General features: G+C 67.5%; 19 protein-coding genes (1 of these 19 only partly in view). 10 read left to right on the top strand and 9 right to left on the bottom strand.

Going from position 1 to position 20468, the window contains the following annotated elements:
• Positions 1-95: 95 nt before the first annotated feature.
• The 3 genes from AMK58_RS27640 to AMK58_RS27630 all read right to left on the bottom strand — a co-directional run bounded on the left by AMK58_RS27640 (position 96) and on the right by AMK58_RS27630 (position 3837).
• Complete coding sequence (locus AMK58_RS27640; protein ID WP_035684201.1) at positions 96-1619, bottom strand: UxaA family hydrolase; 1524 nt, start codon at positions 1617-1619, stop codon at positions 96-98.
• Positions 1620-1786: 167 nt separating this feature from the next.
• Positions 1787-3190 carry a glucuronate isomerase gene (uxaC, locus tag AMK58_RS27635; RefSeq protein ID WP_035684199.1) on the bottom strand — a complete coding sequence of 468 codons (1404 nt, stop codon included), beginning with the start codon at positions 3188-3190 and terminating at the stop codon, positions 1787-1789.
• A gap of 212 nt (positions 3191-3402) precedes the next feature.
• Positions 3403-3837, bottom strand: a complete 435-nt coding sequence (locus AMK58_RS27630; RefSeq protein ID WP_014199988.1) for a methylglyoxal synthase — start codon at positions 3835-3837, stop codon at positions 3403-3405.
• Between the two features lie 260 nt (positions 3838-4097).
• Between AMK58_RS27630 and AMK58_RS27625 the strand changes: the two genes are divergently transcribed.
• The 6 genes from AMK58_RS27625 (at position 4098) to AMK58_RS27600 (ending at position 10620) form a co-directional block, all read left to right on the top strand.
• Positions 4098-4889, top strand: coding sequence for a GntR family transcriptional regulator (locus tag AMK58_RS27625; protein ID WP_059399708.1), 792 nt, complete (start codon positions 4098-4100; stop codon positions 4887-4889).
• A gap of 95 nt (positions 4890-4984) precedes the next feature.
• Positions 4985-6025 carry an L-glyceraldehyde 3-phosphate reductase gene (gene mgrA, locus AMK58_RS27620; protein WP_035684195.1) on the top strand — a complete coding sequence of 347 codons (1041 nt, stop codon included), beginning with the start codon at positions 4985-4987 and terminating at the stop codon, positions 6023-6025.
• A 518-nt stretch (positions 6026-6543) separates the two neighbouring features.
• Entirely contained in the window at positions 6544-8634 is a 2091-nt protein-coding gene (locus AMK58_RS27615) for a TonB-dependent receptor (RefSeq protein ID WP_236778360.1), read from the top strand.
• The gene (locus tag AMK58_RS27610; protein ID WP_035684191.1) at positions 8624-8833 is read left to right on the top strand and encodes a hypothetical protein; all 210 of its coding nucleotides are present in this window, start codon (positions 8624-8626) and stop codon (positions 8831-8833) included. Before AMK58_RS27615 ends, AMK58_RS27610 begins: the two co-directional genes overlap by 11 nt.
• Entirely contained in the window at positions 8830-9072 is a 243-nt protein-coding gene (locus tag AMK58_RS27605) for a hypothetical protein (RefSeq protein WP_035684190.1), read from the top strand. Before AMK58_RS27610 ends, AMK58_RS27605 begins: the two co-directional genes overlap by 4 nt.
• A gap of 9 nt (positions 9073-9081) precedes the next feature.
• Positions 9082-10620, top strand: a complete 1539-nt coding sequence (locus tag AMK58_RS27600) for a PepSY-associated TM helix domain-containing protein (protein ID WP_059399706.1) — start codon at positions 9082-9084, stop codon at positions 10618-10620.
• On the opposite strand, the gene AMK58_RS27595 is transcribed toward AMK58_RS27600, so the two are convergent.
• The 6 genes from AMK58_RS27595 to AMK58_RS27570 all read right to left on the bottom strand — a co-directional run bounded on the left by AMK58_RS27595 (position 10610) and on the right by AMK58_RS27570 (position 15569).
• Entirely contained in the window at positions 10610-11893 is a 1284-nt protein-coding gene (locus AMK58_RS27595; protein ID WP_059399705.1) for a TRAP transporter large permease, read from the bottom strand. The two genes, AMK58_RS27600 and AMK58_RS27595, sit on opposite strands and share 11 nt — an antisense overlap.
• Positions 11884-12423, bottom strand: a complete 540-nt coding sequence (locus AMK58_RS27590) for a TRAP transporter small permease (RefSeq protein WP_079285782.1) — start codon at positions 12421-12423, stop codon at positions 11884-11886. The genes AMK58_RS27595 and AMK58_RS27590 overlap by 10 nt, the downstream gene beginning before the upstream one ends.
• A 73-nt stretch (positions 12424-12496) precedes the next feature.
• Positions 12497-13486, bottom strand: a complete 990-nt coding sequence (locus AMK58_RS27585; RefSeq protein ID WP_059399704.1) for a TRAP transporter substrate-binding protein — start codon at positions 13484-13486, stop codon at positions 12497-12499.
• A 133-nt stretch (positions 13487-13619) separates the two neighbouring features.
• Positions 13620-13955: a cupin domain-containing protein gene (locus AMK58_RS27580; protein ID WP_014199982.1), complete on the bottom strand. Its 336-nt coding sequence runs from the start codon at positions 13953-13955 to the stop codon at positions 13620-13622.
• A 34-nt stretch (positions 13956-13989) separates the two neighbouring features.
• The gene (gene kduD, locus AMK58_RS27575) at positions 13990-14748 is read right to left on the bottom strand and encodes a 2-dehydro-3-deoxy-D-gluconate 5-dehydrogenase KduD (protein WP_040138199.1); all 759 of its coding nucleotides are present in this window, start codon (positions 14746-14748) and stop codon (positions 13990-13992) included.
• The gene (locus AMK58_RS27570; protein WP_035682692.1) at positions 14745-15569 is read right to left on the bottom strand and encodes a GntR family transcriptional regulator; all 825 of its coding nucleotides are present in this window, start codon (positions 15567-15569) and stop codon (positions 14745-14747) included. Before AMK58_RS27570 ends, kduD begins: the two co-directional genes overlap by 4 nt.
• Positions 15570-15838: 269 nt before the next feature.
• On the opposite strand from AMK58_RS27570, the gene AMK58_RS27565 reads away from it, so the two are divergent.
• From AMK58_RS27565 to uxuA, 4 genes are all read left to right on the top strand, one after another.
• Positions 15839-16783, top strand: coding sequence for a hypothetical protein (locus tag AMK58_RS27565; protein ID WP_035682690.1), 945 nt, complete (start codon positions 15839-15841; stop codon positions 16781-16783).
• Positions 16784-17219: 436 nt separating this feature from the next.
• Complete coding sequence (locus AMK58_RS27560) at positions 17220-17915, top strand: GntR family transcriptional regulator (RefSeq protein WP_035682697.1); 696 nt, start codon at positions 17220-17222, stop codon at positions 17913-17915.
• Positions 17916-17936: 21 nt separating this feature from the next.
• The gene (locus AMK58_RS27555; RefSeq protein ID WP_035682689.1) at positions 17937-19421 is read left to right on the top strand and encodes a mannitol dehydrogenase family protein; all 1485 of its coding nucleotides are present in this window, start codon (positions 17937-17939) and stop codon (positions 19419-19421) included.
• 72 nt (positions 19422-19493) lie between these two features.
• Positions 19494-20468 carry the 5' portion of a mannonate dehydratase gene (uxuA, locus tag AMK58_RS27550; RefSeq protein ID WP_035682686.1) on the top strand. The gene runs 222 nt beyond the window's last position, so only the first 975 of its 1197 coding nucleotides appear in the window; the start codon lies at positions 19494-19496; its stop codon lies off the right edge, out of view.

The following is a 20468-nucleotide window of genomic DNA, read 5'->3' as shown; positions in this document are numbered from 1 at the left end:
CCATACGCGCGGTGCGGCCTGCCGACTGGGTTTCAAAGGATAACCGAACGAAAACACTTATACTAGTATATCACTCCAGGCGCAAGCCCTTTCGCTCACATGACGGCGCCCATCTGCCAGGGCGTGAACTCGTCGGAGCCGAAACCCAGCTCCTCGCTCTTGGTCTTCCGGCCCGACGCGGTGTCGAGGATGAGCTGGAAGATGGCCCGCCCGACCTCCTCGATGGTGGCGTCGCCGGTGGCGATGGGGCCGCAGTCGATGTCCATGTCGTCGGGCATCTTGCGGAACAGCGCCGTGTTGGTGGCGAGCTTCAGCGACGGCGTCGGCTTGCAGCCGAAGACGGAGCCGCGGCCGGTGGTGAAGCACAGCACGTTGGCGCCGCCCGCCACCTGTCCCGTGGCCGACACCGGGTCGTAGCCCGGCGTGTCCATGAAGACGAGGCCCGGCCCGGTGATCGGCTCGGCGTAGCGCACCACCTCGACGAGGTTGGTCGTGCCGGCCTTGGCGACCGCGCCCAGCGACTTCTCCAGGATGGTGGTCAAGCCGCCCTTCTTGTTGCCGGGCGACGGGTTGTTGTTCATCTCGCCGCCGGTGCGGCTGGTGTAGTCCTCCCACCAGCGGATGCGCTCGACCAGCGTCCCGCCGACCGCCGGGCTGACGGCGCGGCGGGTCAGCAGATGCTCGGCGCCGTAGACCTCCGGCGTCTCGCTCAGCACCGCGGTGCCGCCGTTGCGGATCAGCAGATCAACGGCGTGGCCCAGCGCCGGGTTGGCGGTGATGCCCGAATAGCCGTCCGACCCGCCGCATTGCAGCGCCAGGATCAGGTGGCTGGCCGGCACGGTCTCGCGCGTCACGTCGTTGACGCGGGGCAGCAGCGCGCGGATGCGCTCGACGCTCGCCCGCACGGTGGCGGCGGTGCCGCCGCTCTCCTGGATCGCCAGCGTTTGCAGGGTATCGCCGACGGTCAGCCCCTCGACCTCGACCAGCTTGTCGATCTGGTTCACCTCGCAGCCGAGGCCGAGCACGAGCACGGCGGCGAAGTTCGGGTGGCGGGCGTAGCCGGCGATGGTCCGGCGCAGCGCGTCGATGGCGTCGCCCTGCGAGCCCATGCCGCAGCCGTAGGAATGGGTCAGCGCGACCACCCCGTCGATGTTGGGGTAGGCGGCCAGCGCGTTGCCGCGGAACTGGTCGGCGATCATCCGCGCCGCGGTGGCCGAGCAGTTCACCGTGGTCAGGATGCCGATGTAGTTGCGGGTGGCCACGCGCCCGTCCGGGCGGACGATGCCCTGGAAGGTGGCGCGCTCCGCCTCCGGAACGAGGTCGGTGGCATGGGCGTCGGCGCCGAAGGCGTAGTCGCGCTCGAAGCTGTCGCCGACGCCGATGTTGTGGACGTGGACATGGTCGCCCGGCGCGATGGGCGCTGTCGCGAAGCCGATGACCTGGTTGTACTTGCGCACCGGCTCGCCGACCGCGATGGCCTGCACCGCGACCTTGTGGCCGGAGGGGATCGCGGTCCGGGCGACGACGCCGGTGTCGGGCAGGGCGGTGCCCTCCGGCAGGTCGGCGCCGGCAACGACGACGTTGTCCGCGGGGTGCAGGCGGATGGTCAGCGATGCCATGGGGATTCCTTTCACTCCCTAATGTTCCCTCTCCCCCTGGGGAGAGGATTAGGGTGAGGGGGCGCCCGTCAGGGCGTTCACACAGGGCAATAAGTGTGCGTTGTCGGCCTGCGGCCGCCCCCTCATCCCTACCCTTCTCCCCAGAGGGGAGAAGGGCAAACCCAACATCAGAGCTTGTAGGCCTTCTTCGCCAGCGTGTAGGCGAGATCCACCGCCACCTCCGCGGCTTCGTCCTCCTCCAGACGGTGCTCGGCGACGAGGCGGGCCAGGAAGGCGCAGTCGACGCGGCGGGCCACGTCGTGGCGGGCCGGGATGGAGCAGAAGGCGCGCGTGTCGTCGTTGAAGCCGACCGTGTTGTAGAAGCCGGCCGTCTCCGTGATCATCTCGCGGTAGCGGCGCATGCCCTCGGGGCTGTCGTGGAACCACCAGGCCGGGCCGACGCGCAGCGCCGGGTAATGGCCGGCCAGCGGCGCCAGCTCGCGGGCGTAGCTGGTCTCATCCAGCGTGAACAGGATGATGGTCAGGTCGCGCTCGTTGCCGACGCGGTCGAGCAGCGGCTTCAGCGCCCGCACATACTCGGTGCCGGTCGGGATGTCGGCGCCCTTGTCGCGGCCGAAGCGCTCGAAGACGCCCGGGTTGTGGTTGCGGAAGCTGCCCGGGTGGATCTGCATGACCAGCCCGTCCTCCAGGCTCATCTTGGCCATCTCGGTCAGCATCTGGCCGCGGAAGATCTCCGCCTCGGCCGCCGTGATGGTGCCGCGCAGCGCCTTCTCGAACAGCCGCTCGGCGTCGGCGTCCGACAGGTCGGCGGTGGTCGCCGTGGCGTGGCCGTGGTCGGTCGAGGTGGCGTCGCCGACCTCCTTGAAATACTGGCGGCGGTTGCGCAGGGCGGCGAGGTAGCCGGCCCAGGTCCCGGTGTTCTCACCGGACAGCGCGCCCAGCGTTTCCACATTGGCCTGGAAGCCCTCGAACTCCGGATCGACGACCGGGTCGGGGCGGAAGGCGGTGATGACGCGCCCCTTCCAGCCGCTCTCGCGGATGGCGCGGTGATGCTCCAGCGTGTCGAGCGGCGACTCCGTGGTCGCCAGAAGCTCGATGTTGAAGCGCTCGAACAGGGCGCGCGGCAGGAAGTCCGGCTTCTGCAGGCAGGCGTCGATCTGGTCGAAGATGCGGTCGGCGCTGGCCCCGCTCAGCCGCTCCGTCACGCCGAACACCGTCTCGAAGGCGTGGTCGAGCCACATGCGCGTCGGGGTGCCGCGGAACAGATGCCAGTTCTGCGCCAGTTGGCGCCAGATCTTGCGGGGATCGCTCTCCACCGCCCCGCCGTCCGTGCGCGGCACGCCCAGGCTCTCCAACGTCACGCCCTGGCTGTAGAGCATGCGGAAGGCGTAATGATCGGGCACCACGAACAGCGACGCCGGGTTCGGGAACGCCTCGTTCTTGGCGAACCAGGACGGGTCCGTGTGGCCGTGCGGGCTGATGATCGGCAGGTGGCCCACCTCCGCGTACAGCCGGCGCGCGATGTCGCGCTGCGTGGGATCGCTGGGGAAGAGGCGGTCGGGGTGGAGCATCGTTCATCTCCGGAAAAAGGGATGCCGGACGGAGGTCCGGTGCCCATTTGAATGGGTGGTTCGGGTGCGGCGCGTGATGCTGCGCCGGTAATGCCCCCGCATGTCGGAATATATTAATATATCAGTTCCGGATGCAAGGACTTTGTGCGTCCCGCCCACAATTCTGTCGGCGAGACGCGCAATTCAAGAGGGCGGCTGGTCAAGAGGGTCGGTCAGAGGCGGCGCGAATCGTGGGCGGCGAAGTCCACGGCCCGCGGGCGGTAGCCGCTGGTGAAGAGGGGGGAGGAGATCACCATGTCGGCGGTCGCCTCGTTGCAGGCCATCGGAATGTTGTAGAGCGTGGCGAGGCGGGTCAGCGCCTTCACGTCCACGTCGTGGGGCTGCGCGGTCATCGGGTCGACGAAGAAGACGAGAAGGTCGATCCGGCCCTCCGCGATCATCGCGCCGATCTGCTGGTCGCCGCCCAGCGGACCGCTCTTCAAAGAGGTGATGTCCAACTGGGGATGGGCTTCCCGCACCAATCGGCCAGTGGTGCCGGTGGACCAGAAGACGTTCCCCTCCAGCGCGTGGATGTTGGCGCCGAGCCAGCCGATCAGGTCGGGCTTGCGGGCGTCGTGGGCGACGAGGGCGATGCGTTTGCGGTCCACGGTGACGGTCCTCGGGCTGTGCGCTCCGCAGTGGAGCTTTTTTCAATATACTAGTATACTGTTGAACGGCGCAACGCGCTTCCCGGTGGGACAAACTGGCGCGGAACCGGGGCGCCGCGCGGGGTCAAGGCGTTTGACCCACCCCGCCGGGTATTAGTATATTGCGATGAAGGGCGGACCGTCTGCGGCGTGAACCAGCGGGTTCGGCGCCGGCATCCCGGAGCACCGGCGCCCTTGAATCTTCCTGGCAGGAGCGGGTGTTGAAAAAGGCGGCGCAGACATCGACGGCGGATTCCGGACAGGCCGAGGGCGTCAAGACGCGGACCCGGCGCCGCACGGCGGCGGCGGTCGCCCGCCCGGCCCAGCGCGGCACCACCGTGGCCGCGACGATCTACCGTGACCTGCGCAACGAGATCGTCTCGCTCCGCCGCAAGCCGGGCGAGCCGGTTGCGGAAAAGGTGATCGCCCAGGATTACGGCGTCAGCCGCACCCCGGTGCGCGAGGCCGTGCTGCGTCTGGCGGACGAGGGGCTGATCGAGATCTTCCCGCAGTCCGGCACCTTCGTCTCCCGCATCCCGCTGGGCGCCCTGCCGGAAGCCATCGCCATCCGCAAGGCGCTGGAGGAGGCGACCGTCCGCTACGCCGCCAAGCGCGCCACCCGCAGCCAGATCGCCAAGCTGCGCGCCAACCTGGAACTCCAGCGCGAGATGGAGGCCGCCCAGAATTTCGAGGGCTTCCATCAGGCCGACGAGACCTTCCACGCGCTGCTGGCGGAAACCGCCGGCTACCCCGGATTCTGGAACCTGACGCAGCAGGTGAAGGTGCAGGTGGACCGCTACCGCCTGCTGACCCTGCCGGTGCTCGGCCGGGTGCCGGACGTGATCGCCGAGCATTCGGTCATCATCGAGGCCATCGCCAACAACGACCCGGAGGCGGCGGCGAAGGCCATCGACCTGCATCTGGACTATCTCCAGGTCACCATCGCCGACGCGCAGAAGGCCAACCCGCTCTATTTCACCGCCCCCTCGGAAGACGAGGCCGAACCGGTCTGAAGGCTGCCTTGCGCTCTTGGCTTTGGTGCGGGGCTGATTTCTAATATATCAGTCACGTTCCTCCCAACACCGCGCAAGACAGCCAGGAGACCGCGATGCAATCGCTCTACCGCGCCGATCCGGCCCGCTACACCGCCATGACCTACCGCCGCAGCGGGCGGAGCGGGCTCGACCTGCCGGCCATTTCGCTGGGGCTGTGGCAGAATTTCGGCGGCACCGACGTGTTCGAGACCGGGCGCGCCGTGCTGCGCCGCGCTTTCGACCGCGGCGTCACCCATTTCGACCTCGCCAACAACTACGGCCCGCCGCCGGGTTCGGCGGAGGAGAATTTCGGGCGCGTCCTGGCGACCGACTTCAAGGCCCACCGCGACGAGTTGATCGTCTCCACCAAGGCCGGCTACGACATGTGGCCCGGCCCCTACGGAAGCTGGGGCTCGCGCAAGTACCTGACGGCCAGCCTGGACCAGAGCCTCACGCGCATGGGGCTCGACTATGTGGACATCTTCTACTCGCACCGCGTCGACCCGCGCACCCCGCTGGAGGAGACGATGGGCGCGCTCGACCACGCCGTGCGGCAGGGCAAGGCGCTCTATGTCGGCATCTCCTCCTACTCGCCGGAGATGACCCGGCGGGCGGCGGCGATCCTCAAGGAGCTGGGCACGCCCTGCCTGATCCACCAGCCGTCCTATTCCATGCTGAACCGCTGGATCGAGGGCGGTTTGCTCGACGCGCTGGAGGAAACCGGGATCGGCTGCATCGCCTTCTCGCCGCTGGCCCAGGGCATGCTGACCACCAAGTACCTGAACGGCCAGCCCACCGACGCCCGCGCCGCCAAGGGCGGCACGCTGAAGGCGCATTTCCTGTCGCCGGAGAATCTGGAGCGGGTGCGCGCCCTGGACGCCGTCGCCAAGCGGCGCGGCCAGACGCTGGCCCAGATGGCCATCGCCTGGGTGCTGCGCGACCCGCGGGTGACCTCCGCCCTGATCGGCGCCCGCAACGTGGAGCAGCTCGACAACTCGCTCGATGCGCTGAAGAACACCGCTTTCACGCCGGAGGAGCTGGCCGAGATCGATCGCCACGCCGTCGATGGCGGGCTGAACCTGTGGCAGAACTCGTCGAACGCCGAAGCCGGCTGATCCATCGAAGGCAGACATCAGGAAGGGCCGCGCCGGCATCCCGGCGCGGCCCATTTTCGTGCCCTTAAGGGGCGTCGCTTCGCCGCATGGCGTGTCCGGTATCGCCGATCCGGGGCCGCGCGGGTGACCTCGGCCAGCTGTGCCACGAGCCCTTAAAGCAAATGAGAATCATTTTCAGTTTTAAAATTTGAGCGTGCCTGTGTATGTTCACAAACAACCTTCGCGCACCGTTTTTTGAGGGCTGGTCCCTTATCGGAGCCGTGAAGGCTGTCGAGCGCAAGGAGCGGTGAGGCCGTGGCTGGCCCTCCGGGAGGGACACTTGTGCGCGTAAAATGAGAATGACTATTAATATCATTTGATGCGTGCAATCGATGCAGCGTGCCTGTGGGGGGCGTATGAAGACGTGGAGTGGGCAGGGGCGCGTGTGCCCGGCGCGTGTGGGATCGGTCTGGGGCGGACGGAAGCACGGCGCATCGCGGGCCGTTTTGCTTTGGGCGATCGCTCTGGCCGGACTGGGGATGCTGGCCGGCAATGCCATGGCCCAGGGGGCTCCGGAGGCGAGCCCGCCCAAGGCGGAAGGGCCGGCCGTCCTCGACGCCCTGATGGTCGAGGGCACACCGCAGGCCCGCTACGACAGCCGCTTGTCCGACGTTGGCAGCCGGCTGAACAGCGACATCACCGAGATCCCCCGCACGATCGACGTGATCCCTGAGCAGCTGTTGCAGGACCAGCATGCCCGCGAGATGGAGGAGGTTTACCGGTACTTCCCCAACGTCGTGAACAACGATGGTTACGGCGGGACGCGCGAAGACTACATCATCCGCGGATTCCGCCGCCGTGACGACGTCTACCGCAACGGCGTCCGCTTGAAGAGCAACAGCCGCATCGACCCCAGCACGATCGATAGCATCCAGATCATCAAGGGGCCGGTGTCCGACATCGGCCAGATGACGCCGGGCGGTCTGGTGAACATCACCACGAAAAAGCCAAGCTGGACCGCGCGCAACCATCTGGAGACCAACTTCGATTCGTATGGCGAGCGGCAGGCCATGTTCGACAGCACGGGCCCGCTGTCGGAGACCTTCGCGTACCGCATCGTCGGCAGCGCCGAATCGAGCAACAGCTTCCGTGACGACACGCTGGTCCAGCGCCAGTTCCTCGCCCCGACCATGAGCTGGATCGGCGCCGACGGCGCCAGCGTGACGGTGGGCTACGAGTTCAGCAAGGACAAGCGGCCGCTCGACCGCGGCTTCATCACCTATCCCACCGGCGGTGGCCGCCGCGCCGTTGCTGACGTCGCGCGCTCGACCCGCTACGACGCCGGCTTCACCAAGCGGGATTCAACCTACCATCAGGGCGAGGTCGACGTCGCGATCCCGATGCGGTCCGACCGGTGGATGCTCGAAGGCAAGCTGTTCTACAACCATGAGCGCACCGACGAGATCCACACCGAGGTGCGCAGCATCCAATCGAACGGGCTGCTGGTCCGCCGGGTCGAAGGCAACGACGACCGCAACCTCGACACCTTCTTCGGCCGGTTGCAGACCCGGGGCGAGTTCGAGGCTCTGCTGCCGGTCAAGGTCGCGACGGGCATCGAGTACCGCCGCCAGAAGGAAAGCTGGATCAACTACACCGGTGCCGATCAGGTGGGCGGAACCGTAGCCAACCCGGCGAGCTGGCGGCTGATCGACAACAGCGCGCGGCCGACGGCGCGGACGGCGCGCCGGGTCGAACAGACCGACTTCGGTCCCTTCGTCCAGACCGATATTGCCCTGCTGCCGACGGTGACCCTGACGCTGGGCGCCCGTTATGAACTCTCCAAGGGCAGCGCCCGCGTCGAGAATCTGCTGCGCAGCGGCACGACGGTGGGCTCCTATCCGGTCGACCGCAACCTGACCAAGACCGCCGGGGTGATGTGGAAGGCGATGGAGGACGTGTCCTTCTTCGCCAACTACGCCGATACCTTCCAGCCGCACAATTTCTACAACGGGGACACCCAGGTCTTCCCGGCGGAAAAAGGGCGCCAGTACGAGGTCGGCTCCAAGCTCAACCTGATGGGCGAGCGGCTGTTCATGACCGCGGCGCTGTTCGACATCAAGCAGAGCAACGTCGTCGAATCGTCCAACGGCGTCGCCGTGCTGACCGGGGGGCAGAGGTCGCGCGGCGCCGAGCTGTCGGTGGTCGGCAACCCGGTCGAGGGCTGGAACATCCGCGCTGCCGTCGGCTATGTCGATGCCGAGCTGCGGAGCGTCGACCGGACCATTGACGGCAACCGGCCGACCAACGTCCCGACCCACAACGCGAGCCTTTGGTCGAGCTACGAGTTCAAGGACCCGTCGAGCCCGCTGGTCGGCCTTGGCCTGGGGGCGGGCGTGACCCTGGTCGGCAACCGTTACGGCGATGCCCAGCACAGCTTCGAACTGGGCAGCTACACGCTGGTCGACACCGGCGTCTGGTACTACATCCCGGTCGGCGAGAAGAAGGTGCGCCTGGACCTCGGCGTCAAGAACCTCACCGACAAGTCCTACCTGACCGCGTCGGGCGGCACCTACCGGGTGTCGGCGGGGGCGCCGCGCACCGTCTATGGCGGCGTCAGCTTTGACTTCTAGGCGGCATCCGCTCGACCGGCGCGACCGCCGCCGGCTGTGGGGCGTCCTCTGGGCGCTCCAGGCCGTGCTGCTCGTCGCTGCGGTCGTCAGCCTGGGGTGGGAGGCCGGCCTGTTGCTCGGGGTGATGGAGGTGGGGCTGATCGGCAGCGCGCTGACCGCTCTCCTGCGCGAGCCGCCCCGGCCGGAGCGGCGGCGATGACACGGGATGCCTTCCGCGTCCTCCTGGTCTCGCTGGCCGGCCTGCTGGTTGGTTTGCCGCTGTCGCTGGCGGCCGTCTCCGGCCTGTGCGCCGCAGCCGGCGTGGCCGGGGTCGATCGTGTCCACATCGTGATGGTGGCCGGGCCCGTCGTCTGGACATGCCTATGGTTCGGCATGCTGTGGATCGCCGGTCCGCCGCCTGCCAAGCCGCAGGGCAGCCGCAAGGACGCCAGCCGTTAGGGAAGTTTCATGCTCAGCCAGTCAGTGTCCGCGCGCCTGTTGTCGATCCACCGCCTGATCAGCCTGCTGTTCTGCCTGTTGATCTCCTGGTCGCTGTGGACCGGGGTGTTGGCGTTCTACGCCGATTTCGTGCGTCCGTGGATGATGCCGGCTCTGGCGGAGGCCGCCGGACGGCCGCTTCCCACCGCGGCCGAGGCGTTGCGCGCGGTGGCGGCGCGCCACGCCGTCGGTCTCGACTGGACCATGATGGCACCGACGCCGTTGCGCGACTTCTTCATTTTTTCAGGCCGCTTCGGGGAGGGGGCGCCGCTGACGAACCTGATGGTGAATCCCGCCGCCGACGTCATGGCGCCGTGGAACAGCGTGCTGACCGACTCCCTGTTCCGCCGCATCCACACCGACCTGCTGCTGCCCAAGCCCTATGGGCGGTTCCTGATGGGCGTGGCGGGGATTCTGATCGTCCTGCTCGTCGGGACCGGCCTGTTCATTCACGGCAAGGTGGTCGTCGAGGCGTGGAGCTGGCGCCGCCGGTCCCGCCTGATCGACCTCAGCGACGCACACAAGCGGTTCGGCTTCTGGCTGATCCCCTACCTGTTCCTCATGGGGCTGAGCGGGGGCATTCTCGGGCTGAAGGTGGCCAGCCAGCCGCTCGACGCGGTGCTGCAGGCGGGAGGAAGCCCACAGGCGGCCCGCGCCCTGCTGAGCGATGACGGTGACGCTCCCACAGCCCCGGGCCGCAGCGTGACCGACGTGGTGCCGGACGGGCTGTCCCTGTGCCTCGACGGTTTCGCGGAGCGCTTTCCCGACAGCCGCATCGGGCGCCTGCAGCGGCAGGGGGACCGATTGATGGTCGAGGGCATTCCCCATGGACGGCTCACCTGGGCGGGCGAGGGAGCCGGCAGTCTGCGCGCCATGTGCAGCCTTGCCGACGGGACGATCGGCACCGTGCGCGATTCCCGTGACGGCGGCTGGGGGGGCGTGGTGGAAAGCGCGCTGCGGCCATTGCACTACGCCCGCTTTGGCGGCGTCGGCACGGCGCTGGCCTATTGCCTGCTCGGCCTTCTGTGCCTGTGGACCGTGGATTCGGGTATGAAGCTGCTCTGGTTGCGGGCGGCGAAGGAGGAGCGGCGGCCGCAGGACCAACTCACCCTGTCCCGCCGCTTGTTCAATGCCAACAACGCGCTGTATCTGCTGCTGCCGCTGCTGCTGCTGGCCGACAATCTGCTGTCCGGCGCGACCCATGGCGGAGCGCTGTTCGCCGCGTCGGCGTCGGTGGTCCTGCTTTACCTGCTACCCTGGCTGGACCGCCGGCGCGCGTCGCTGGAGCGGGTGGCCCTGCCCATTCTCGCCCTGGCCTACGCCGGCTTGCCGCTTCTGCGGCTGGGGCTGTATCCGGCCGCACCCTGGTCCGGGGTGGCGGCGGTGATGGTGGTGGATGGGACCGCCCTGCTGATCGCGGTCTGGCTTGCCGCCGTCGCCTTCCGGCGACAGCGGCAGGGAAGCATCCTTCCAGAGCGGGAGCGGGCAGACCGTCGCCTCAGCGCATGAGGAGGTGGGGGAGCCAGAGTGAGAAGGCTGGGACGTAGGTGACGAGGAGGAGGGTGACGAACAGCGCGCCGTAGAAGGGGAGGATGGAGCGCATGACCTGGCCGACCGAGATCTCGCCGATGGCGCAGCCGATGAACTGGGTGGTGCCGACCGGCGGGGTGTTGAGGCCGAGCGCGCAGTTGATCAGCATGACGATGCCGAACTGCACCGGGTCCATGCCGTACTGCATGGCGATGGGCAGGAAGATCGGCGTGCAGATCAGGATCGTGCTCGCCATGTCCATGAAGGTGCCGAGCAGGAACAGGATGATGTTGATGAGCAGGAAGATGACCAGCGGGTTGGTCGAGATGCCGGCCATCAGTTCGCCGGTGATCTCGGCCACCTGATAGAGGCCCATGATGTACTGGAACATCGTGGAGACGCCGATCAGCAGCAGGACCACGCCGGTCGTCTTGACCGTCTTGGCGGCCGCCGCCAGGAAATGGTCCCAGGTCAGCGTGCGGTAGACGAAGGTGGTGAGCAGCAGCGCGTAGATCACCGCGATGGAGGCGGACTCGGTGGCGGTGAAGACGCCCGAGGTGATGCCGGCCAGGATGATGACGACGATGAGCAGGCCGGGGGCCGCGGCGGCGAAGGAGCGGCCCAGGATGGACCAGCCCGGGAAGGTGCCGGGGGGATAGCCGCGCTTGACCGCGACGTAGTAGGCCGCGCCCAGGTTGCAGACCATCAGCAGCAGGGCGGGGACGATGCCCGCCGCGATCAGCGCGCCGATGGAGGCTTTGCCGCCGGCGGCCAGGGCGTAGATGATCATGTTGTGGCTGGTCGGCATCAGCGCGCCGACCAGGGCGGCGTGGGTGGTGACGTTGACGGCGTAGTCGGCGTGATAGCCCTCGCGCTTCATCATCGGGATCATCACCGCGCCCATGGCCGAGACGTCGGCGACCGGGGAGCCGGCGACGCCGCCGAACAGGGTGCAGGCGACGACGTTGGACATGCCGAGGCCGCCGCGGATGTGGCCGACCATGTTCTTGGCGGTGGCGACGATCTTGTCGGCGACGCCGCCGTGGAGCATCAGCTCGCCGGAGAAGACGAAGAAGGGGATGGCGAGGAAGGAGAAGACGTTCATGCCGGACATCATCTGCTGGAAGATGACGGCGACGGGGAGGCCCTCGTAGAGGATGGTGCAGAGCGCCGACAGGCCGATGGCGAAGGCGACCGGGATGCCCAGGACGAGGAAGCCGAAGAAGCTGATGGAAAGGATGGTCAGTTCCATGACGGCGCGACCTCCTCGCCGCGGATGATGGCGACGATGTGCTCGATGGAGAAGAGCACGATCAGGGCGCCGGAGAGCACGAGCGGGATGTAGCGGACGGCTTCGGAGACGTGCAGGTTGGGGATGTAGTAGGCGGCGACGGAGGTGCCGAGGACCCAGCCGTTGTAGGCCATGCAGGCGCCGAAGACGCCGACGAGGGCGTAGATGACGATCTCGACCTTGCGGCGGATGGCGTCGGGCAGCATGACGAGGAAGGACTCCAGGCCGATGTGGCCGGCGTCGCGGACCCCGACGGCGGCGCCGATGAGGGTGACGTAGAGGACCAGCACGATGGCCAGACTCTCCGCCCAGGTCGGCGAGTTGTTCAGCACGTAGCGGCCGAAGACCTGATAGAACACCACGCCCACGATGGCCATCAGGCCGACCATCGCGACGCACATTCCCGACCGCGCCAGCCGCGCGTTCACCCGCGTCAACAGGCCCGCGCTCTGCGGGGGGCTGTGATCCATTGCTTGCAGCTCGACATCCATGCCGCCGGTTCCCCTCAAAGGACGCGGCGCCGCCCTTCGGTCTGCCGAAGGGAAGCGCCGCGTTCGACTGTGCTTACTTCGTGTCCTGGATGCGCTTCACGAGGCCGTCCAGCTTCGGCGTGCTCGCGAACTGCTTGTAGACGGGAGCCATCGCGTCGATGAACTCCTGCTTGTTCGCGACCTCGACGATCTGGGCGCCGGCCTTCACGACGACGTCCTTGGACTTCATCTCACGCTCGTCCCACAGCTTGCGCATGTAGGGGACGGAGTCCTTGGCGGCCTTGCGGATGGCCGCCTGGTCGTCCTTGGACAGGCGGTCCCACGAAACCTTCGAGAAGACCAGCACTTCCGGCGCCATCGCGTGCTCGGTCAGGGTGAAGTACTTGGCGGCCTCGAAGTGGCGCGAGGACTCGTAGGACGGGTAGTTGTTCTCCGCCGCGTCGACGATGCCGGTCTTCAGCGCGGTGTAGACCTCGCCGAAGGGCATCGGCGTGGCGTTGGCGCCCAGCGCCTGGATCATGGCGACGAACAGGTCCGACTGCTGGACGCGGATCTTGGCGCCCTTCATGTCGGCCAGCGTCTTGTAAGGCTTGGCGGCCGAATACATGCTGCGCGAGCCGCTGTCGTAGAAGGCGAGGCCGATCATGCCCTGGCTTTCCATGGCCGCCAGGATCTCGTCGCCGATCGGGCCATCCAGCACGGCGCGCATGTGCTCGGTGGAGCGGAAGATGAAGGGCAGGGCGGTGACCATCGTCTCCGGGACGACGTTGTTCAGCGGCGCCACGTTGATGCGCATCATGTCGAGCCCGCCGATCTTCAGCTGCTCGATGGTGTCCTTCTCGGTGCCGAGCGCGCCGTTCGGGTAGACCTTCACGCCGAGCTTGCCGCCGGTCCGCTCCTTCAGGAGCTTGTCGACGTACTTCACGGCCTCGACGGTCGGGTAGTCGGCCGGGTGGATGTCCGCGGAGCGGAAATCGCGGGCCACGACCGGGGTGGCGAGCAGGGTGCAGGCCGCGCAGGCGGCGAGAAGGGCGGCGCGGATACCGCGGGTCGAAAGATGCATAGCGTGTCCTCCTGGCGATTCTTAAGCAGCGGTTTTTAGGCTGGTTCTTTGGTTTGGACGGTTGGGTCCGGGAGCCGTCCGGCGCGTGTTCCCGCGCGCCGGCCAGCGGGTGAAGGTCGGTGGGTGATGTCGTTCAGGCGAGGAAGTCCTCGCGCGGGGGCGTGAAGATGTCGAGCAGGACGCCCGGCTCCAGCGCCACGACGCCGTGCAGGGCGTTGGACGGCACCATGTAGCCGTCGCCGGTGCCCAGCCGCCGGGTGACGCCTTCGATGGTGACGTCGAAGGCGCCCTTCTCGACCACGGCGCACTGGACGTGCGGGTGGCGGTGCTGCGGCCCGATGGCGCCGGTCTCGAACTCCACGCGCACCATCATCATGGCGTCGTTGTGGCCGAGGATCTTGCGGCGCACCCCGGCGCCCAGGTCCTGCCAGTCCACCGCCTCGTCGATCACGAAAACGTCCGTGCTCATCCTCGTCTTCCCTTTACTAGTGCGGGCCCACCCGTCAGCGGGCGAGCCAGCCGCCGTCCACCGGCAGGATCGTGCCGTGGACGTAATCGGACGCATCGGAGGCCAGGAACACCGCGGGACCGCCCATGTCGGCGGGCTCGCTCCAGCGTCCGGCGGGGATGCGGGCCAGAATTTCGGCGTTGCGGCGCTCGTCGGCGCGCAGCGCGGTGGTGACGCTGGTCGCGACGTATCCCGGCGCGATGGCGTTCACGTTGATGCCCTTGCCCGCCCATTCGTTGGCGAGCAGCCGGGTGATCCCGGCGATGCCGCTCTTCGACGCCGCGTAGGAGGGCACGCGGATGCCGCCCTGGAAGGACAGCATCGAGGCGATGTTGATGATCTTGCCCTTCCGCCCATTGCCCAGCGCGTAGCGCCCGAAGGCTTGGCAGAGGAAGAAGACCGACTTCAGGTTCACGTCCAGAACGGCGTCCCAATCGGCCTCGGTGAAGTCCAGCGGGTCGTCGCGGCGGATCAGCCCGGCGTTGTTGACCAGGATGTCCAGCCCGCCGAGCGTGCCGACCGTTTCCTCCATCAGTGCGGGGATCGGGGCGATGCTCGACAGGTCGGCGGGGATCGCGGCGAAGCGGCGGCCCAGCCCCTCGACCAGGGCGCGCGTCTCGTCCGGCGGGGTGCGCCCGGCCACGGCGATGTCGGCGCCGGCCCGCGCCAGGGCGACCGCGATGGCCTGCCCGATGCCGCCGTTGCCGCCGGTGACCAGGGCGGTCTTGCCGGAGAGGTCGAAGGGGTTGGTCATGACGGGGTGCTTTCTGTCTTCGTCTTCGGCGGGGTCTTCGACAGGTCGTCCGGCTGTGCGCCGGAGAAGAAGAAGGGGTTGGCCCCCTGGGTGTTCGGAACGGACTCCAGCAGGGCGCCGAGATGGATCGTCATCAGCCGCTCCGCCTCGGCCGGGTCGCGCGCCGCGATGGCGTCGACGATGCCGCCGTGCTCGGCCAGGACATGCGGGATGCGGCCCGGCTCGGGCAGGGTCAGACGGCGGTAGCGGTCCACCTGCATCTTCACCTGCTGGGCCATGTTCCACAGGCCGGGGAAGCCGGCGATCTCGGAAATCAGGCTGTGGAACGCCTCGTCCGCCTCATGGAAACCATCGAGATCGCCCGCCGCCATCGTCTCCTGCTGGAGCAGGATGTTGGCCCGCAGCGCTGCGATCTGACTGCGCGCGGCGCGGACGGCGGCGTAGCGGACCGCGGTGCATTCCAGCGAGGTGCGGATCACCACCGCTTCGGGAAGGGCGTTGACCGGGATGCGGGAGACGAAGGTGCCGGACTGCGGGAAGATCTCGACCAGCCCGTCGTCGGCCAGCCGCAGCAGAGCCTCACGCACCGGGGTGCGGCTGACGCCGAAGGACTCCGCGACGTGCTTCTCCACAATGGGCTCCCCCGGCTTGCGCCGCATGGCCACGATGTCCCCGCGCAACGACCGGTAAATCTCCGCGGTGGCCGTGGCGCGGGCGGACAGGCGCGGTTCCTTCGCGGTTCCAAGCACCTTGCCGGGCACGGTCCCCGGAGCGGTTCCGGGCGGTTGAGCGTCCAGGGCGCGCCTGGAGTTCGAAGCCATTGCAGTCCTCCCCATGCGCCGGCCCGTGCCCCATGCGGGGCCGGTCCGTGCTGTTCCTTGAGGAAGAGCATATTAATATATCAGCGTGGCGCGCAAGCCTGATTTTGAGGAAGGGGCGAACATTTTTCCGGGGGGTGAGGCGCTGTAGGGAAGGCGTGTTTGGCTGGCATCATCGTAATGGAGAATATCTGCGATGATTATGCAACCAACCGGGATATGGTGGTGGCGGCAGCCATATTGCTGCGTGCCGAGACAGGATGGGGCGATCCATGAAGTTCACCGATCAGATCAATCTAGGCAGCTACGTCAAGAATGTTGGAATCAAGGGTAGTCCGTCCGCAGCGGTGTATCGTGATAAGCTGTATGTAATTTACAATGGCGCCGGTGGGGACGGTTTGTATTTCATCACCTATGATGGAAAGGACTGGGTCGATCCGATCCAACTCGGCGGCGTGGTCGGTGGTGTCGGTATCGCTGAGAACAGCAACCCGTCTGCCGTGGTGGCGCATGATTTGCTTTACGTCTTCTATAATGGTGCTGGGAGTGACGGCACCTATTACATCACTTATGATGGCAACGAGGTCAAAGGTCCCATAGCCGTCAAGGCCCTTATCGGGGCCATGAGCTTCTTGAAAGGCACCAGCCCGGCTGCGACCGTTTATGAAAGACCATACCTGTTCTGGGTTGGGTCCAGTGATAATGGTGTCTATTACAGTTTCCTGGACCACAATACCTGGACAGGTCAGACCAGGGTCAATACGTCCGTCCCAAATATGGGAATTGCCAGTGGCACCAACCCCTTCGCCATCGAATACATGGCAGATTTCTATTTGTTCTATAATGGTGCCGGCGGCGATGGCACATTCTACACCGTTCTGACCAATCGTGGCTGGCAGCCGCCGGTCGGGATCAAGGGGCAGATCAAGGACATGGGCTTCCGAAAAAACACCAGCCCAACGGCCTGCCTCAGCGGCGGCACCTACCAGCTTCTGGTGTTCTATGCCGGAGCTGGCCAGGATGGCATCTACGTCACTTCCTATGACGGCACAGGCGACAAGATTTGGACGAAACAGGTGCATGTCGCCTGCCCGAACGGTGTTCCCGGTATCCTCGACGGCACCAGTCCCTGCGCCATCACGTACAAACAGACGCCGCACCTGTTCTGGAATGGTTCGGGCGATGACGGCATTTACATGACGACGGTTGAGGCCTAGCAAGGCGCGGAATAACGGGGCTGTGCAGCGCCATTGCCTCCGCTGAGGTTTGAAAATGGCGTTGTTGACACCCGTTCCGGTCGGAATAGAGCGTTTTTCCTCGCCCCGAGGAGCCCGGAGCCGCCGTTCAGGCGGACTCCGGGCATGCTTATGCCGCCAGCAGACAGTTCCTACGCCACGCTCAGGGACGTGACCCGGAAACGCGCCCTCGTGCGATTGCCGTGCTGGTTGCCGTTCAGAACGATCTGTATCGGGGCCGGCTATATCGGGGCAGTTCGCCCACCGCTCATTGCTCTTGGCGTCCATGGATGCAGATTCAGAGCCGTCCTGCCTTCGATTCTCATTTTTCAACGATGCGCCGCCCTTCCGTCGCCACCCCCTTGCCAGCCACCGTCTGCAATGGCATACTAGTATGCAAGTTGCCGCGATGGACGCCATGACCGACTCGCCGACCTCATCCACCCCCACCGATATCCGCGGCCCCCGCCTGCACGGGGTCTACGACGCCCTGCGCGCCGCCGTGCTGTCGGGGGAGATCCGCCCCGGCGAGGGGATTTCGGAAACCCGCGTGGCCGCCCGCTACGGCGTCAGCCGCACCCCGGTGCGCGAAGCCTTCCGCCGGCTGGCCGACGAGGGGTTCCTGCGCATCGTGCCGCAGGTCGGCACCTTCGTGGCGCCGATCCAGCTCTCGGCGGTGTCCGACAGCCAGTTCATCCGCGAAACCCTGGAATGCCGGACCGTGCGTCTGGCCGCCGAGCGGGCGGAGGCGGCGGACGACGCCTCGCTCACCCGGCTTCTCGACTCGCACCGCGCGGTGATGTCCCCCGACCGCCATTCCGAGTTCTTCGCCCTGGACGAGGCCACTCACGCCGAACTGGCCCGCATCGCCGGGCGTCCGGCGGTGTGGGACCTGCTGGTCGCCGTCAAGGCGCAGCTCGACCGCGTGCGCTTCCTGTCGCTGCACAGCGAAGGCTGGGCGGCCAAGATCGTCGGCGAGCACCAGAGCATCGTGGACCGCGTCGCCGCCCGCGACCCCGACGGGGCGGAGGAGGCCATGCGCGCCCATCTGCGCACCGTCTTCGCTGCGGTGGACGAGATCGCCCGAACCAACAGCCACTTCTTCGAGACGTAAAGCCCTTATGCGGAGTGTTCCATGCGCCTGAGCCCCGACACGCTGCCCTCGCTGCGCCATGGCGTGCAGCGCCCCGGCTATGACCGTGCCGCGCTGACCACCGGCATCGTCCATCTGGGCATCGGCGCCTTCCACCGCGCCCATCAGGCCGTCTACACCGACGCCGCCCTGGCCCGGTCCTTCGGTCCCTGGGGGATCGTCGGGGTCAGCCTGCGCAGCCCCGACACGCGCGACGCGCTGGAGCCGCAGGGTGGCCTCTACACCGTCGCGGTGCGCGACGCCGCCGGCGAGCGGCTGCGGGTGATCGGCTCGGTCACCGAACTGCTGGTTGCTCCGGAGGACCCCGCCGCGGTGCTGGACCTCCTGACCCGCCCGTCCGTCCGCATCGTCACCCTGACCGTCACGGAGAAGGGCTATTGCCACGACCCGGCGACCGGCGCGCTGAACGAGGCCCATCCGGACATCGTCCACGACCTCGCCAACCCGGAACGCCCGCGCAGCGTGCCCGGCTTCCTGGTGGAGGCTCTGATCCGCCGCCGCGCCACCGGGGTGGAGCCCTTCACGGTGCTGAGCTGCGACAACCTGCCGAGCAACGGCGACACCGCCGCGGGCCTGCTGCGCCGCTACGCTGAGCTGCGCGACCCCGCGCTGGGGACGTGGTTCGCCGGAAACGTCGCCTGCCCGAACAGCATGGTGGACCGCATCGTGCCGGCGACCACCGACGCCGACCGCGACCGCGTGTCGGATGGGCTGGGCCTGCGCGACTCCTGGCCGGTGGTGACCGAGCCGTTCAGCCAATGGGTGATCGAGGACCGTTTCCCCACCGGGCGCCCGGCCTGGGAGCTGGAAGGGGCGGAGCTGGTCCCCGACGTCCATCCCTATGAGACGATGAAGCTGCGCCTGCTGAACGGCAGCCACTCCACGCTCGCCTATCTCGGCTACCTTGCCGGCTACGAGACGGTGTCGGACACCATGGCCGACCCGGCCTTCGCCCGGCTGATCCGCGCCCTGATGGACGAGGAGTCCGGGCCGACGCTGCACATGCCGCCGGGCGCCGACCTCGGCCACTACAAGGACGCGCTGATCGAACGCTTCCGCAATCCCGCCCTGCGCCACCGCACCTGGCAGATCGCCATGGACGGCACGCAGAAGCTGCCGCAGCGACTGCTCGGCACCATCCGCGACCGGCTGGCCGCCGGGGCGCCGATCGACCGGCTGGCGCTGGGGGTGGCGGGCTGGATGCGCTACGTCTCCGGCACCGACGAGGCCGGCCGCCCCATCGACGTCCGCGACCCCATGTCCGCCAAGCTTGCCGAACTGGCGGCGCAGGCCGGGCCGGACGCCGATCGTCTGGCGTCCGCCCTGTTCGGGCTGAGCGCCGTCTTCGGCGACGACCTGCCGCGCGACCCGCGCTTTACCGGTGCGGTGACCGACGCGCTGCGCCGGCTCTACGCCGAGGGCGCCCGCGCCGTCGTGCAGTCCGCCGCGGAGTCGACGGCGGGCTGAGGCGCCCATTTTTTGCAAATCCCCTAGAGACATGCCGGACTCGGCACAGCACTCTTCTTCAAGGAGCAGACCATGGAACAGACTTGGCGTTGGTTCGGCCCGGACGATGTGATCCGGCTCAACCACATCCGTCAGACCGGCGCCACCGGCATCGTCACCGCCCTGCACCAGATCCCCTACGGCGTGGTCTGGTCGGTCGAGGAGATCGAGGAGCGCAAGGCGATGATCGCCGCCGACCCCTCGCTCGGCCTGCGCTGGAGCGTGGTGGAAAGCCTGCCGATCCATGAGTCCATCAAGATCGGCGAGGGTGACCTGACCCCGCTGTTCGACAACTACCGCCAGTCGCTGCGCAACCTCGCGGCCTGCGGGGTGACGACGGTCTGCTACAACTTCATGCCGATCCTCGACTGGACCCGCACCGACCTCGCCGCGCCGGTGCCGGGCGGCGGGACCTCGCTGCGCTTCAACGCCCATGAGCACGCCGCCTTCGACGTCTTCATGCTGGAGCGTCCGGGCGCCGAGAACGACCATGCGCCGGAGGTGCTGGCCCGCGCCCGCGCCTGGTTCGACAAGGCGTCGGAGGACGACAAGAAGCGGCTGCTCGCCAACATCATGGCCGGCCTGCCGGGCGCCTTCGACCGCTACGACATCCCGGGCCTGCGCAAGATGCTCGACCGCTACAAGGACATGAGCCACGGCGCGCTGCGCGAGACGCTGGCCAATTTCCTGCGCGAGGTGATCCCGACGGCGGAGGAGGTGGGCATCCGCATGTGCATCCACCCCGACGACCCGCCGCGTCCGCTGATGGGCCTGCCGCGCATCGTCAGCAACGAGGACGACCTGGATTTCATCGTCAACGTCATCGATTCGGAGGCCAACGGCATCACCTTCTGCACCGGCTCGCTCGGCGCCGGGGCCAAGAACGACGTGCCGGCGATGATCAAGCGCTTCGCCCCGAAGGTCACCTTCGCCCATCTGCGCAACGTGAAGAAGGACCCGGACGGCTCCTTCCAGGAAGCCGAGCATCTGGGCGGCGACGTCGACATG

Origin of the sequence: Azospirillum brasilense, from assembly GCF_001315015.1 — a bacterium.
GTDB lineage: Bacteria > Pseudomonadota > Alphaproteobacteria > Azospirillales > Azospirillaceae > Azospirillum > Azospirillum brasilense.
The sequence above is the reverse complement of the archived record's forward strand: the minus strand, read 5'-3'. Positions and strand labels throughout refer to the sequence as shown.

Bases quoted from the DNA above. Each gene is read 5' to 3' on its own strand.
- AMK58_RS27590 (WP_079285782.1), bottom strand. From the start codon at position 12,423: ATGGATGTCGAGCTGCAAGCAATGGATCACAGCCCCCCGCAGAGCGCG.
- AMK58_RS27570 (WP_035682692.1), bottom strand. From the start codon at position 15,569: ATGGCTTCGAACTCCAGGCGCGCCCTGGACGCTCAACCGCCCGGAACC.
- AMK58_RS27600 (WP_059399706.1), top strand. From the start codon at position 9,082: ATGCTCAGCCAGTCAGTGTCCGCGCGCCTGTTGTCGATCCACCGCCTG.
- AMK58_RS27595 (WP_059399705.1), bottom strand. From the start codon at position 11,893: ATGGAACTGACCATCCTTTCCATCAGCTTCTTCGGCTTCCTCGTCCTG.
- AMK58_RS27615 (WP_236778360.1), top strand. From the start codon at position 6,544: ATGCTGGCCGGCAATGCCATGGCCCAGGGGGCTCCGGAGGCGAGCCCG.
- AMK58_RS27565 (WP_035682690.1), top strand. From the start codon at position 15,839: ATGAAGTTCACCGATCAGATCAATCTAGGCAGCTACGTCAAGAATGTT.
- uxaC (WP_035684199.1), bottom strand. From the start codon at position 3,190: ATGCTCCACCCCGACCGCCTCTTCCCCAGCGATCCCACGCAGCGCGAC.
- AMK58_RS27640 (WP_035684201.1), bottom strand. From the start codon at position 1,619: ATGGCATCGCTGACCATCCGCCTGCACCCCGCGGACAACGTCGTCGTT.
- AMK58_RS27580 (WP_014199982.1), bottom strand. From the start codon at position 13,955: ATGAGCACGGACGTTTTCGTGATCGACGAGGCGGTGGACTGGCAGGAC.
- AMK58_RS27585 (WP_059399704.1), bottom strand. From the start codon at position 13,486: ATGCATCTTTCGACCCGCGGTATCCGCGCCGCCCTTCTCGCCGCCTGC.
- mgrA (WP_035684195.1), top strand. From the start codon at position 4,985: ATGCAATCGCTCTACCGCGCCGATCCGGCCCGCTACACCGCCATGACC.
- AMK58_RS27560 (WP_035682697.1), top strand. From the start codon at position 17,220: ATGACCGACTCGCCGACCTCATCCACCCCCACCGATATCCGCGGCCCC.
- AMK58_RS27605 (WP_035684190.1), top strand. From the start codon at position 8,830: ATGACACGGGATGCCTTCCGCGTCCTCCTGGTCTCGCTGGCCGGCCTG.
- AMK58_RS27555 (WP_035682689.1), top strand. From the start codon at position 17,937: ATGCGCCTGAGCCCCGACACGCTGCCCTCGCTGCGCCATGGCGTGCAG.
- kduD (WP_040138199.1), bottom strand. From the start codon at position 14,748: ATGACCAACCCCTTCGACCTCTCCGGCAAGACCGCCCTGGTCACCGGC.